We start from the raw sequence: 14,675 nt of genomic DNA, 5'->3' as shown, positions 1-14,675 counted from the left end.
AAGTGTGGCCTATGTATCGATCTCTGTATTGCATCCTCTAACTGGATTTAGAGGACGCAACACAGGCCCCGGTACAGATAGGCTGCCCCGGACGGATCATCAGCCCGCCGTACCGGAAGGAGAGCGCCTGTGGATGCGGACGCGGACAACCTGCCCGCTCTGGCGGAGGCCGACGCCGAGGTGGTGGTCGGCGAGCTGATGGACGACAGCCAGGCACTCGTGCAGTTCGCACTCGACGGGGTCGACCCGAACGAGACGCTGACCGAGGACGCCGCGGACGACCTCGCCTCCGCCCGGCCGACGCGCACCAGCCAGACCTATGCCGAACAGTGGCGCTACTTCGCCCGCTGGTGCACCGACAACAGCCGCCACCCGGGACCGCGCACCAGCGAGGCGAACATGGTCTCCTACATCTCCCACCTACGGCGCCGCGGAGGACGCGACGGCACAGGTGCGCCGGTGAGCTCCCTTCGGCTGGCGATGGCCGCGATCCGCGACGCCAACGCCCGTGCGGGCTACGAGAACTGGCCCCCGAAGAAAGCGACCGCCGAACTGATCCGCAAGCAGGCCGCCGAGCACGCCCGTGCCCGGCGCACCCCGAGGTCGAGCCCGCCCGTCGATGCCGCCCGCATCGCTCACCTCCAACAGGGCACGACCGCCGACAGCCCGCTCGCCCGGTGGCGCGACCTGACGATCCTGCACCTTGGCTACCGCACCCGGGCCCGCCGCTCCGAACAGGCCGCCTACCGAATCGACTCCATCGCGTTCGAACGCCTCGAGGACGGCACCGAGCAGATGGTCGTCGGCAAGCGGACCAGCAAGAACGACCACTGGTCCACCGGCCGCGAGTACGTCATCCGCGACCCGGTAGCGATCACCGTCGTGCGCACCTACATTTCACTGCTCGCCGAACTCGGCCAAGCGGAGCTGCAGTTGCCACTACTCCGCGGCATCACCCGATGGGGCCGGCTCATGTCTGTCCCCGCCTCCGGAACCGGCATGACCGGCCACGCGGTAAACCGCGCCTTCAAGCGGATGGTCTCGCGGACCCCCGCCTTCGACGCGAAGGAGGCCACCAGCCACGGTCTGCGCGCCGGCGTCCCGGCCGACCTCGCGGCCCAAGGCTACAGCCCAGCCGAGATCATGGTCATCACCGAGGATTGGAAGTCCACCACCATGGTCGAGAAGTACGCCAAGGCCGGCCTGCGCCGCGCTGGCAAGGACAGCTTCGGCCGAGCCCAACAGGCCCTCGACGCTCTGGTCGTCCCACCGCCGAGCCACCCTGCCGGGTAGATGGACAGCACTGGTAGGCGCGGATGTCGTTCGAACTATATTCGGGCGCCCGGTCACGCGGTATCGACAAGGCGGTACGGGGCTGAACGGTTCACAGCGTCCGGCCCCGTCACTGAACGCGTGGGCGGGGCCGGCTCGCCGCCGGGTGGGTCAACAAGCGCTAGAGCAGCCAGCCGAGGACGGCCACGATGCTGGCGAGCAGATTGAGGATCATTGGTGTCGTTCCTTTCAATTCATCGAGAGGATGGTCACCGGGCCCGAATGAGTTCAGCGCCGGGGCGCGGCTACGGTCTGCAGCCCGTCGCACGCACTCCTTAGCTACCCGCGCCAAACGTAAGATCACTCGAAAGGAGGGAAGGTTCACCCTATTAGGCCAATCTGTTGCGACCCGCCCCGCCATAGGCGCTGCTCGCTCGGCACAGGGCCGGTCCGCGCCAGTAGGTGGCTCCCGGCGGTAGCGGCCGAGCACGCGAAGTCGACCCCTGTCGCAACGGATCAGAAGGGAGGAGGGTCGGGCCTCTGCCGGTCGTCGCCATGCGCGCGGCGATCATCCCGAGGACGTATTCGGGCGGCTGTGAAATCGGCTCCATGCAGACGATCGAGCGCGGAACCTTTGGCCGGTGCCGTCGGTCAGCCATGCACCGGAAAGGGGCCGCATCCCAAGCCGCTGACGAACGGGAATACGAGCAAGAGGAGAAAACCTCTGCAGGCAACAAGGACACCGCAGTGGATAGCTGTGCAAATGAAGCCCGCATTGTGCCGGATGTGCTACTCCACCTTGAAGCGATGGCGGGACGCCGGCGGCAGCAGGGCCAGAGACATCGGACCCCCGGCACTGCACCTGCCTTGTTCACGCGCTAGCGAGATGCCCGGTGTGAGGGTTTCTGCCGACCGTCCTCCTGGGACACCTGTCGGCTTACGAGCAGTTGGCGCACCAACTGCTGCAAGGACACCACAGCTGTCACCGGCGGAAGGCCCGCCACCACGGCCTCAGGCATTGTGTTGGGTGTGTTGACGATGCACAGGAGACTGGCGATACCCGCGAACACCAGGATGACCGTCCAGGAATTCGCCACCTTGCGTCCTCCCAGAGCGGCACGCAGAACGGAGAGGGACGCAGCCATCCACGGCCCGTAGACGACGATCGGCCAGCACTGGGACAGACCCCTCGGCAGCTGGGAAAGGGCCACATCCTGCAGAGGATGATAGGAGATCGTCCAGCCGAGGACGCACACCACGGTGACGATCGTCGCAGTCAGGAATCCGATGACGGATCCCACGACGTCGGCCCGGCGGCGTGCCGCCGGGGATGGGCGACGCGCGTGGCGGTTGCCGATCAGCTGGGAACGGAAGCCCATGGCCAGCAGGCCGACTTCCTCTTCGACCGCTTCCACATTCGGAGGCGACTGCAGCCCTGGATCGGCCCAGCCGTCGCCGACCGGATATGACAGGTCGGCGGACAGCTGCCCGGCGGGCGGCCAGAGGGAGTGGTTGTGTATGACCTCGTCATCGGGGATGAACCCAGCTGCGTAGTAGGGATTGAAATTGGTGTCCGTCGACTCGTACAAGGAAGCCTCCTGTTGCGTCAGTGCGGATCGCGGCCGGCGGTCCCAATAGTCTCCCGTTTCTCTGATCAACACAGCCGCGTCGAGAATTCAAACTCGAGCCGACGCAGGATGCGGAAGAGTTCGGCCAGCTGGCGTGAGCAATGCGTCAGCTCCACGCGTTCGCCATTCTTTACGAGATAACCAATTTGCAGATCACCTGCGGGATTCCTCCGGTCCGGAACGAATAGCCAGTTATCGCCGGCACTGCAGATCCTGTCTCGTTCCAGCAGCAATGGAAGAGGCGGCTTGACTGTTTGGCTCATGCCCCGACAACGATGGGCTAATCACCGAGAAATGTACGGCATCCGGGTGTCCTGAAATATGCTCAGGCTGTCGGCGCTCAGAGCTTTTACCCAGGTCGCCAAGCTCCCCATCCGAGTGTGCACCGTTCCTGCGGCTGGCCTTGAGGGGGAGCGATCGAAGCGAGCGCGACCACCTCCGCTCGCTCGACTTCCCCTCTTCCCCTGCGGGATGGCCGCGAACGGTGCCAGATGCTCTGCGATTCTCCCCGGCAAGGCGCGCGCCTGCGCGCGGAGCCGCAGGCGGCCGGACTTCGGGTGGACACAGGGCCACCGTCGCGATCGCTACCGCTCAGTGCCGATGAACCGAAGCTCAGGTTGTATGCGCGCAGCGTCAGTCGCGTGTTCCCTATGGGTGACTGGCGACAGGACCGTTCGATGGCGCATCATGGCGCTCGGCGTGAGCCTCGGTGGCGATCGACGCAGCTGCGCCCGCCTTGGCGATCTCTTGACGGCCTTCCTCGCCGGCCCCCGGCTGACTGGTGGCGGCGTCCTATCGCGACTGCGGCACCTTCGGCTGATGGCGGGTGTCGATCGTCCCACCCGAAGTCTTCGACGGGACGGGAGCGTTCAAGCCATCCGCCGTGCCGACTCGAACAGACTTTCCCCGAAGGAGGTTGCGGTGGGCTCCGAAGATGAGTCGTATACGAGAAGTATTCACACACTGTGATGGGCGATGTACTCTTGGTCAGCCATGGCCCAGTCATGGATCAGCCGTCCGGACTCCGGCGAGTCCGGACGGCTCTAGGGGCGGCTGGTGCGACGTCGCTGTTCCAGATCACCCCTCAGGCACCTGGACGCGAAACCGTGTCAGGCAGAAACGACCACTCGTGATCGCTTCTCTGTTTCATTCGGCCTTCTTCATCCACCATGTCCCCCTACGGGGAGGTTTTGACATGACCTAGCGGCAATGAGACGGCTCGGTCCGCACCACCGGACCTTCACCGCTTTCGCCACGCACATGCCTCGGTGTCTGAACACCTGTTTCCATCGTCGTTGAGCACATGCCCAAGTCGACGACGGAATCCACCGCTGCCTCGGCCCGTCTGCACACTCGGGATCCGGCGAGAACCTGTGTACTGACGAGCTGTTGCCTCCTCACACGTCCGTAAGTAGGCACTGCCATTTTGCATCACCGAATCAAAATCTGCCAGCCAGCCCCGGCCCGTGTTGTGTGCCGTCGCTCCGTCCGTCTAGCGGGAGGCCGCGGAGTCCTGAATGAGCGATACCTCCGAGGACTTCCCAGAGCGGGCTCTCGAGCACGAGTGACCTCCGCTCAAATGGATCCGACCGGGGAAAGAGCCGCCTCGACCAATCCAGGTGTCGATGGGCGGCCGGCCGGGCTGGGCAGGGAAGTGAGCGAGCGTCGGGCTTTCGGTGGTGCTCCGTGATTCCGCGATACTCGGGCACCGCGCGCACGAAATCGGCCAGGGACCCCGGGCCTGCTCACGGGCAGGCGCATGCGACCGAACAAGCTCGCCTGCCCACTACCCGGTTCCCGGCGGCGTGGCTCAGTGACAGGGACTTGACCGGTGACCTGATCCGGGTCGTGACGCTGGTGCAGGACTACGGCTGGAAGTCAGGATTGTGCTTCGCCGCTGACGAGACGATCGGGCGACAGCTCGGGCTGTCACGGGGTGGTGTGAACCGCCTAATCGCCAAGGCAAAGGCCAAGAATCTGGTTCGCGCGTCTCGAAATCCCGCCACCCGGACCATGAACCGGAGTGTTCGCCCACTGGCCGACGATGAGCTGGCCGTGTGTGTCGGCTCGTATGCTCGGGCGCATCTGGCCGGTACTCGGTTCAAGGTGTATGCGTTGCTCTCCCTGAGGCAGCGGTTCACCGAATCGACTCCCGTCGCGCGAATCGCACGCGAGTGCCGGATGAAGGAGGACACGGCCCGCGAAGCGGTGGCCGAACTCCTGGTCCAAGGCTGGGTGAGCAGAAGACGCGGCGAGAAGAGGGGGTACAGATACGTCGTCCATCCCATGCCCGTCCGGGTACCGATGGGGCGGCCCGAGTCCCTCCCGAGCGGGCCCGTTCCCGCGCCGCGGTCCGCGGACGGGCCCGCAGGCGGCGACGTCGAGGCCTTCGACTCCGGACGGGGTTCCCATCGCGGCGCCTCGCTCGGCGTGTGCCGGGAGGCCCCCGGTTCGGTGACAGCGGATTCCCCCGGTCCGGTGACACCGAGCACCCCCGCTCCGGTGACAGAAACACGATCCCCCCAACATGACGCGCTGAACATGTCGGCCGTCGTGGGTGGTTGTTCGTCCCGCGAACCGGAAACCGCGCGCACCCGCACGCGAGGACGCGCGGCGGGAGCCACGGGGGGCGGAGCAGGCCCGGCAGGGCACGGCAGATGGCAAGCCGACCGGAAGATGATCCAGTCGATGACCGACGAACAGAGGCGATGGGGACAGCGAGCCGCGTCATCGGCTCTCGGACGCCTGCCGAGGCAACTGGCGGACCGGCTGACCGAGCGACAGCTCGACCTTCTCGCTCAGCACATCGTTGCGACATTCGCCGACTACAGCACATCCCCCGATGTCCATGGCGCCGTGATTCTCGAAGCTCTCGAGTCGGCGTGGGAGTTCGCGCGCCGCAGGGAGCCGGTCGGTGCAGTGCCCTGGTCTTCGGTGGTCTCCCCGCTTCCCTGGCTGATCCGGGTCGTCGACCGGGCAAGCGAGACGGTCACAGGGACCAGGCCGGTCCGAAGCCCCGAGTGCGCACTCTGCCGCGGGCCCCTGGTCGTCCGTGACGTCGAGGATCCGCAGACCTGTCGTTCCTGCGGTCCCGCCGCCGCCGCTGCCGCCTGCCGTCGACTTCGGGAGCGGTGGGAGCTGTCCGGTCACCAGTCGAACGCGCCTCACCAGTCGGACGCGCCACCCCCGAGAGACCCGCTCACGGCGCGGTCCACGCCCGTCCACCGACGGATCACGCCATCGGCCGCTCCGAGCGGACCCTCGGACCGGCCGGCGACGGAGGGCGACGAGTCGGAGGGAACCATCCTTCGCCGACGGCTTGCCGCTCGCCGACTTGAGCGGGAACGGACCCGTGCCTGGGCCGACGAGGCTCCGCCGGCGGCCCGCACCGCCTTTGCCGGTCAGCGCCGGCAGGACGCCGCCGAAGCCGCCCGCCCGGAGGGCACCGGTCGAGGAAGCGCCGACCGGGCGCGCGGGCACCGGAGCGGGCTCCGCGACGTGCCCCCCGCGACCGTCGCGGCGTCTGATCCCGTTCCGCGGCGGGACGGCCGACCTGATGCGGAGAAGACCGGCATGGTCGCCACAACGCGACCGGGGCCTGCGAGACGCCACCGTGGAATCCCTCCTCGTGTCCGCCTTTCCGCCGGTCCGCCGGTCGCCCCCGGCGCCGGAGGCCGACCGGGAAGCGGGGACCTGCGTGCGTTCCCGCGACCGGACCGGAGAACGCCTGCGGAGCCGCCGTCGTCATCGCCGATTGCAGGCCCTGCGCGGGTGCCCTCCCGGGGGTGCCACGGGTGGCGGGCCGCGTGCGGTTTTCCCAAAGTCAGTGCGTGCACTCTCAAAGTCTGGCTTTGCCGAAGACCGGTCAAAATGCAATCGAACCGGCGTAGAGAAGACCGGACGTGCGCTGCGACTGAGAATCTTGGCGCCATCTTCGGATAGTCTCGATTCTCCAGTGGTACGTCGTTGCCTCCTGCGGGGCACCTTGTCCTCCAGTCCGGCCGAACAGGTGGCTTGCATTTCCGGCACGCTCGGCCATACGGGTGAATCGACCGGGCAGGGGATTGCGGCTATTTCGGCTCGATGGGTAACTGGGTACATCCGAACCGGGTGGGTCACCCATCCTCTCCGGGGGATAAGCAGCCGCCGTGTCTGCCAGCGCTTCCGGCTTGTGCCTAATCGTTGGGGAGGCGTTGCCGTACCCCCGGTTGAGGAATTGGATACGCGGGCCGGTGCGATTCTCATCGCGCCGGCCCGTGGCAGCTCAAAGGCTCGTCTCCGCGAGAGCCGGCAGAAGCTCTCTCTCCGGGCGGGCATACGCGCGGGCGTAGGCCGCTGGCCGGATTCCGCCCTCGGCGGTCGCTCTGCATCCGGCCGGTCAGGCACTCGGCCAGCGCGAGCACGGCCCCGCGCCGGCCCCCGGGACCACACTGACGATCAGCGACCGGACGGCGAAATCGTTCTCGAGGACGCGCACGCTGTCCCCGACAGGCCGCCGCAGGACGTTCGACGCCGCCGCTGACGACGCCGTCCGCGGCGAAGACCGTGAAGTCGTCGTCCTGAGCACGGGCACCAAGGCGCACCTCGCGCTCGGACAGCCTCCAGCGGGGAAACGGCGCCGGATGCCGCCCAGCCGGCGCGGTTCCTCGAGGGCCACGGTGCTGCCCGCCTGCCCGTCGACGGTGCCTCCGCTCTCCGATCGCCTGCAGGCGGCCTGCCCGGCTTCTCCTCGTCGGCCGGACGCCTGGGCGGCGGTCGGCGGGCCGGACGCTTCCCGGCCGCAACGACACAAGCGGAACGGCTGATTTCGGCCAGGCCGGTGCGGAATTCCATGAGCGAGTCGCCGCTGTCCTCGTACACCCGGAAGAAAACCTGCCCAAAAAGCTCCACCGAAGACCAGAATCAATGGCCCTGGCTGCTCGCCATTCGCTGCGACACTCGGACTTGAGTGAACGAAACGAGCCAAGTTCACTCCGCCAGATCTCCGGCGGTACGAACTCTTCTTACCGTCATACTAGGCGCTGCATTACATAAACACGCCCCCATTTTTTGAACGGATCACTCCCCTGCGGATAGTCTATTTCTGATTTACTTCCACCAGTCCGCGCCCACTCGGCCGGCTGCTCCGACCCCCGGTGGGAGAGCAGCCCTGGACGGACCGAGGAGCCTTCCCGGCGAAACGTGAGCCATCAGCCGTGGAGAACGCATGGACCGGCGTCGAGCGGACGGGGAGCCGCCCGCTCGCCGGAGGGAATGGTTCTCATGCACCGGGCGCGGCCTGAGACGCGAAGCCGCGAGCAGTCGTATCGGCAGCCGCTTTCGGCTCGTGAGCCGAGAAGCGAGCCCGCCGCTCACCGAGGAGGAGATTCCACTGACCACCGCAGAGATCAACGGACGGCCGACGGGAGCTCTCGCCGAGGATGTCCTGAGCCACTGGGTCAGGGGCCGTCCGCTGTCCTTCAGGCTGCCATCTCTCGGTCACGCGGTACCGGTCTCCCGGCGGCTGGCAGCGCTGTGGCTGGATGCCGAGGATGTTCGGGCCGACCATGCCCGGGACGCCGCCTTGCTGGTGATCTCCGAACTGGTCGCCAATGCCCTCAAGCACTCCAACAGCGCACACATCACCGGTTGGTTGCGCCGGACCGCGGACCGGCTCCTGCTGGAGGTCCGTGATCAGGGAAGGACCTCCGCGGTGCCGCGGCTGCACCGCGCCACGCCGGACGAGGAGCACGGCAGAGGCCTGGCGCTCGTCGCGGGCTACTCGCAGGAGTGGGGGATGCGGCTGAGCACGGACGGCAGCTGCTCGGTGTGGGCCGCCGTCCCGCTGTCCGGTCGGAGCGCCGCGTGCTGACCGTTCAGGGGCGGTCGCCGGCCACCCGCGGTTGCCGACGCCCGGCCGGCAAGCCGTGCTCCGGGGCTAGACACGGTGTTCCCGAACGCGACCCGCCACCGGTTCCGTCCGCCGGCGTGCGGGCGCCCCGATCCGACCAGGCCGGGCGGCGCGTCGAGCGTCGAGCCCCGATCTTCGACTGCGCACATCGTTAGGAGAATCCATGCCCAGCTCAAACACCGAGAGCCGTGAGGTCGTCAACGGCATCATCAACTCGGTGACCCAGCTCGACCGCGACGCCCTGCGTCGCCTCGATCCCGAAAAGCTCAGCGCGCAGTTCGACGCACGTCTGGAGCTCGAGGACTACTTCCACGCGCTTTGGGAGTATTTGAAGGCCTGCGGTGAGCGCCCCGCCACCCGCGGGGAGTACCAGCCGCTCGCCGCTGTCCTCGATCTGCTCACGGGTTTGAGCGAGAACGTCATGTTCGTGGACTGCGTCATGCAGCGGGATCTGTTCGGCGAGCTCCAGCGGTGACAGGCTTGTCCGGAGCCAGGCGTAAGGGGCGTCGGCCGGCGGGTGCTGCCATCCGTGGTCGGTCGTGCGGCCCGGCTGCCTTCGGCGGGGTGTCGTCGTGCCTCTTCGGTCAGCCGGTCGTATGCCATGTGCTGCGCGTCTCGGCGATACGCGGCGTCGGCGAGTGCGCTGGTGACGGCGTCCGCCGGGGAGCGGGCCGATAGCCCACGCAGGACGCCGGCGCCTTGCCGGGCCACCTGGAGAACGCGCTCGGCGTACCCGGGGATGCGGTGGTCGACGCCGTCCCGCCGCGTCCGTGAACTGAACCTCCACCACCCCGGGGAAGGGCTCATCGTCCACTCGACGGACAGCTTCACGCCGCGGCCCAACCCCCGAGGCCCCACATCCGAGCAGGTCGACAACGAGCACCCGTGTGCCGCGGGACCTCACACCTCGGCATACGCGACAACCTCCAGCGCGTCCGTCAACTCGGCCGCCACGGAGTCCTCGCTGTTCAGCGCGGCGGCGGAGTCGCCGATCGCGTTGGACACCGCCGCATGGACGCCGTCGGTCGCCGCGGCGATGATGTCCGCGTGGACCTGGGCCGGCTGGCAGAAGCAGTCCAGCCTCGCTCCGGCCAGGATGACGAGGGTACGGAGGTTGTGGGTGCGAGCGTCGGCGGTGTCGCCGACGGAGTCGGCGTCGAGGGCCGCCGCGTTGCTGTCGAGCGCGGCCTTGAGATCGGCGGCACACGCCGGCACCGGGAGCCCGGGAGCTTCCGCGGCCTGTGCCGCGGGGGCGAGGGCGAGGGCGGCCCCGGATGCGACGGCGACGGCGACGACGCCGGCGGCAAGATGATGGCGGGTCATCCGAATCCCCTCCGAAAAGAAGAGTTCATGCCGACGGGACGCTGGCATGAACGGAACGTAATCCACCGCCAAGGGTGGGCGGCAGGGCGCGCAGACCGGCAGGGTGGTGCGGAGAATCGACGTTCCGGCAATCGAAGGCGAATCTAGTAGTCTTCATACAACTTTGCGCTACTCCATCCGGGTCACCGTAGGGAAGACCGGCGTCAGAGGCCTGGAAGGCGGGATGGGGAGTTCGGTTATTCCCGGCATTTCGATTGTCGCCGGTCCGTGAGATTGCCCGGCGCCGGACAGCCGCCGCCGACCCACACGCTGGACCTCACACTGGATGTGCTCATGTCCAACGCCGGGGCGTACGCGCTATGCCCCCTCAGACGGTTCTTGCCGGTTCCGTGATGTCCCGTCCAGGTGCCACGCCAGGTTGGTGTGGCTTCGCCGGTAGGTCGTCGGGGCATGCTGCCGATGCGCCGCGAGGTGGATCACGGCCTCGGAGCAAACGCGCTCGTCACCCTCGGTCGGCTCCTTCCGGATCCGATCGAGAACGCCCGTCCACCGCCAGGATCGGCCGGGCCGCCCCGGCGAACCGTCAGCCCGTTGGCCGGGCTCTAATCCGTCCTCCTGACGGGCGTCCTGTCGGAGCGCCTCCGCCGCCGCGAGCGCTTCGGGGGACGGCGGACTGTACATCCTGCTGTGGCAGGCCGGCCTCGGTACCGGGAGCGGGCGTTCGAGGCTGATCCCGTGCCGGTGGCCGATAACCGACAGGCTGGCACCGTCGGGCGCCAGTGCATGCTGAACGATCAGCCTTCCGCGAGGAGTCGCAATCGCCAGAAAGGGATCACCGAGCCTTCGACGCACTTCCACGGCGTGACCGTGCAGATGCCGTGGAACCGCGTAGAGGTTGCCCCGGTAGGACACCATGCTGTTGGCCGAGACCGCGCGAGCCACGCTGAGCTTGGCAGGGTACGGGTCATGGGGGAGGGCGAGCAGGACCGGCGCAGCGGGCGCGGTGTACCCGTCGTGGCCACCCCTCGCCGAGGTCCGGCGAGCGTCCATGAGCCCGGCCAGCCGGTCGAGGCTCTCCTGCGCCTCCAGCAGGCCGGTGTCCGCGCCGATGGTCTGCCACCACAGAACGAGCGCTTGCCCGATCGCCTCGTCGTCGGCGTCCCGGCGCGCCGGGCTGAGATCCGCGACGACACCGTAGTGCTTCGCGACCTTGCCCAGCGCCGTGGTCAGTTTGCCACCTCCCGGGCAGTGGATCGGCTGCGTCCGGTCGAAGCGCCAGCGCCAGCCGGTTCCGCCGAACTGGCGCAGGACCCGGTCGACGGAGTCGACCAGGTGGCCGAGATCGATCTGCTCCGTAAGCACTGCGCTCCAGCGCTGGGAGGGGGCCAAGCGTCCCACCAGGATGCAGGCATGAGTGTTACCCCAGTCCGCAGGGGGGTCGGAGAAGACGAACCAGCGAAAGTGCACTTCCTCCGCGTTGTCCTGCCGGCCGGGGCGGGTGCGAGGGGGACGCTGGCACAGCGGGCACCGGGGACGCAGCTGATGGGTCCGCAGAGCGCGGGTGAAGGTCGAGTAGCCGCCGTTGTAGCCGAGATCGACGAGTTCGGCGAACAGCGCCGATGCCTGGAAGTGGGCATCGTCCTGCAGCCGCTGGCGACAGTAGGGGATGAACCGCTCGAACTCGTCTCTGCCGGAGCAGCGGACTCCGACTGTGCGCTTCCCGCTCAGATAGGAGCTGACGGTCTTGCGGTCGCGGCCAAGGAGACGGGCGATTGCGGCGATGGACAATCCGCGGGATCGCAGGGCGCAGATGTTGATGTATTCCTCTCCGGTCAGCATTCCACTCCTACCAGGCTCCGATATGGGTTGCGGCTCCCTCATGGGACCCATGGGAAGCCAGGAAATATACACGAAGCCAGCGAGCGGGAGAAGAAAGGTTTCTGCAAGACATCGCCGATTGCTGTGCAATTTGAGTGAGCGAACAGCACTGCCATCAATTGGCAAAGGCCCCATGCATGCCGCGTCAAGTCGCACACGGAGATCGGCCAAAGACTGGCCGGATCTCCACCGCTGAGCGCTTGAAAATGTTCGCAAGCGCGCAATGGAGGCCAACTGGCATAGACCTCTGTGGGGTGCGAGGTGCTCGCGGTTCTCCCTGGAATTTCAGGCCGACATGGGTCCGACAGCCGTCACGCGACCGCGTCCATCCCGCCGGGCGCGCGCGGGGACGGCCCCCGGACGGTTGTCCTACCGGCGACCGCCGCTCGGCGAAGTGGCCGTTGGCATATGCCGGTGTACACGCTCACCCGCGCGCCCCCCGTCCGCTCCCATGCCCGACGCCGACCCGGGCGGACGTCAGCAACGGTTGACGCCTCGCAGGTTTCCGCGCCGCGCACCAGAAGCACGCGCAGGCTCCTGGCGCTCGGCGTCGGGCAGTTCCCGTGCCGACGCGGCTCTGACCCACCGTCACCACCGGCAGCCGTGCAGATCGGCGCAACCCGCCAGGAGGGCGCCCTGGTCCCACCGGCGAGGAGTGAGAGCGATCGCCGGAGGCGGGCCACACGCCCCAGTCGTACGCGCGGCCAATCGGGTGATGTGATGTCAAGCGCCTTGCCTGCTTGTCATCTCAATGGGTTACTAGGAGCGTCCAATCCGGTGGGTCGCCCATCCTCTCCGGGGGAGTGGGGCGTCGGCCTGCCGTATGGCCGGTCACTACCGGTGGCGCCGTGGGCTCTCCTGGCAGGGGCGTGAACGATCCGCCCGCCACCGCAACCGGCGACAGTCGTCCAGGACCGTCTCGCCCTCACGCCCGGAATGCGGCCCGGCCACACCCGTGGACCGGCCCGCCGGCGCCCGGCTCACCGCCTCGGCCGTCCCTTCGCCCTCGCCGGGGCCTGGTCCGACCCGCACCGTGCGTGGCCTGTGACCCTTCCTGAGCACGCACGGTGCGCGGTTCACCTCGCCTCGTTCAAGGAGGCAGTCGTGCCCATCTCCCCCAACCAGGGATCGACCAGCGGCGGACAGAGCGTCGTCATCACCGGCACCAACCTCGGTGGGGCCACGGCCGTGCACTTCGGCTCCAAGCTGGCCACCATCACCGCCAACACGGCCACCTCGGTCACCGTCATCTCCCCCTCCGGCAGCGGGGTGGTCCAGGTGACCGTGACCACCCCGGGCGGCACCAGCAACCCGTTGAACTTCTACTACGTCGGCGCGCCGTTCAAGGCCTCGCTCAGCGACAGCTCCGGGCCGCTGGCGGGCGGCAACGTCATCACCATCACCGGTACGGGGCTGTCGACCGCCACCGCGGTGAACTTCGGGGCCAACACCGCCACGCCGACCGTCGTCAGCGACGGTGTGATCACCGTCGTCGTGCCCGCGGGCGCGGCGGTCGGATCCGTCGGGGTGAGCGTGACCACCGCGGGCGGAACCAACAACGGCTTCACCTACACCTACGTGGACGTGCCCACCGTGACCGCTTTCGTCCCCGGCTCGGGTCCGACCTCCGGCGGTACCCCGGTGACCATCACCGGCACCTCCCTGAGCACCACCCAATCGGTCACCTTCGGTGGCGCGGCGGCCCCGTTCGTCGTCGTCAGCGACACCACCGTCACCGCCGTCACGCCGCCCGGTGCTGCCGGGCCGGCCAACCTCGTGGTCACCAACACGGCCGGCAGCGCGACCGCCGCGACCCCGTTCCAGTACCTCGCGGGCCCGGGGATCTGAGCCAAGCAGTCAGGCGCTGACGCCTGAACCGCGTGGCCGACGAGGCCGTCTGCCCGGGCGGGACCGTCATGGGTCTCGCCCGGGCAGATCCCGTCTCACCGCACCCGGTGCCCGATTCCTCGGCCGGTTCCGGAAGAACGGGGTGGCCGCCTGATCGCGCGACACGAGCGGTGCGCTCGCAGAGCGTGGCCGTCGTCGCATCATGGAAGCGATCCGGCACGTCGACCGCACCGGCGTCCCCGGCACCACCTTCCGCACGACTTCGCTCCATGGGAGACCGTCCACCGACGCTTCCCCACCTGGCCGAAGGACGGAGACGTTCGCCCGAGTTCGACGGCCCTCCGAGACACTTGGCGCGAGAACGGGCGTGATTCCGAGCCGGGCACCCGCGCGCTGGATTCCCGGAGCGTCAAGATGTACAGCCGCGTCAACGGCCCGGAGACCGCGTTCGCCGCGGTCGCACGCGCAGGTCGGCGACTCGGCCGGTACCGGGCTGCCGAGGACTCTGACACGGCTGTGAGACTGATCGACCCCGGCCTGACCGTGAACCGGTGCGCGAACCGCCCAGGCCACGGATCGCCGTCCGCCACGTGGGGCGCGACTCCAGGACCTCACCTCCACGAGAGCCGAGACGGCGTCCACTCGGGTCGGAGCGTCGACCGTGCCCAGCCGCCGGATCCCGGCCGGACGCTTCGCGCGGTGCATCCCGGCCGGCATGAGCAATTCCGAACAGCGGAAGGTGGGGAATTCGTGCATCCGCGGTCGCTCCGTCTCTTGGGCCGCAGGCAGGGAAGTCGCGATCTTCCCGGATGGGGAATAAACATGCAAATCTCGCA

At 68.1% G+C, this 14,675-nt stretch carries 9 protein-coding genes; 5 read left to right on the top strand and 4 right to left on the bottom strand.

Annotated features, from left to right (window positions below; translation table 11 throughout):
- Window positions 1–129: 129 nt before the first annotated feature.
- Window positions 130–1,293, top strand: coding sequence for a site-specific integrase (locus tag O1G21_RS40840; RefSeq protein WP_270151778.1), 1,164 nt, complete (start codon window positions 130–132; stop codon window positions 1,291–1,293).
- 857 nt (window positions 1,294–2,150) lie between these two features.
- On the opposite strand, the gene O1G21_RS40835 is transcribed toward O1G21_RS40840, so the two are convergent.
- Window positions 2,151–2,861, bottom strand: a complete 711-nt coding sequence (locus O1G21_RS40835; RefSeq protein WP_270151777.1) for a DUF2637 domain-containing protein — start codon at window positions 2,859–2,861, stop codon at window positions 2,151–2,153.
- Between the two features lie 65 nt (window positions 2,862–2,926).
- Complete coding sequence (locus O1G21_RS40830; RefSeq protein ID WP_270151776.1) at window positions 2,927–3,163, bottom strand: hypothetical protein; 237 nt, start codon at window positions 3,161–3,163, stop codon at window positions 2,927–2,929.
- 4,080 nt (window positions 3,164–7,243) lie between these two features.
- Between O1G21_RS40830 and O1G21_RS41955 the strand changes: the two genes are divergently transcribed.
- From O1G21_RS41955 to O1G21_RS40820, 3 genes are all read left to right on the top strand, one after another.
- Entirely contained in the window at window positions 7,244–7,705 is a 462-nt protein-coding gene (locus tag O1G21_RS41955; RefSeq protein ID WP_405000863.1) for a beta-ketoacyl synthase N-terminal-like domain-containing protein, read from the top strand.
- A 521-nt stretch (window positions 7,706–8,226) separates the two neighbouring features.
- Entirely contained in the window at window positions 8,227–8,751 is a 525-nt protein-coding gene (locus O1G21_RS40825; RefSeq protein ID WP_270151775.1) for an ATP-binding protein, read from the top strand.
- 202 nt (window positions 8,752–8,953) lie between these two features.
- Window positions 8,954–9,265 carry a hypothetical protein gene (locus O1G21_RS40820; RefSeq protein ID WP_270151774.1) on the top strand — a complete coding sequence of 104 codons (312 nt, stop codon included), beginning with the start codon at window positions 8,954–8,956 and terminating at the stop codon, window positions 9,263–9,265.
- Window positions 9,266–9,690: 425 nt separating this feature from the next.
- Here the strand turns inward: O1G21_RS40820 and O1G21_RS40815 are convergent, their stop codons facing one another.
- Both O1G21_RS40815 and O1G21_RS40810 read right to left on the bottom strand, forming a co-directional pair.
- A complete protein-coding gene (locus O1G21_RS40815) occupies window positions 9,691–10,113 on the bottom strand; it encodes a hypothetical protein (RefSeq protein WP_270151772.1) in 423 nt (140 codons plus the stop codon).
- A gap of 357 nt (window positions 10,114–10,470) precedes the next feature.
- Window positions 10,471–11,952: a Mu transposase domain-containing protein gene (locus O1G21_RS40810; protein ID WP_270151771.1), complete on the bottom strand. Its 1,482-nt coding sequence runs from the start codon at window positions 11,950–11,952 to the stop codon at window positions 10,471–10,473.
- 1,143 nt (window positions 11,953–13,095) lie between these two features.
- Here O1G21_RS40810 and O1G21_RS40805 point away from each other — a divergent pair.
- The gene (locus O1G21_RS40805; protein ID WP_270151769.1) at window positions 13,096–13,839 is read left to right on the top strand and encodes an IPT/TIG domain-containing protein; all 744 of its coding nucleotides are present in this window, start codon (window positions 13,096–13,098) and stop codon (window positions 13,837–13,839) included.
- Window positions 13,840–14,675: the final 836 nt, after the last annotated feature.

The organism is Kitasatospora cathayae (assembly GCF_027627435.1).
GTDB lineage: Bacteria > Actinomycetota > Actinomycetes > Streptomycetales > Streptomycetaceae > Kitasatospora > Kitasatospora cathayae.
Note: the sequence above shows the minus strand (reverse complement) of the source record. Positions and strands in the feature narration are given on the sequence as shown.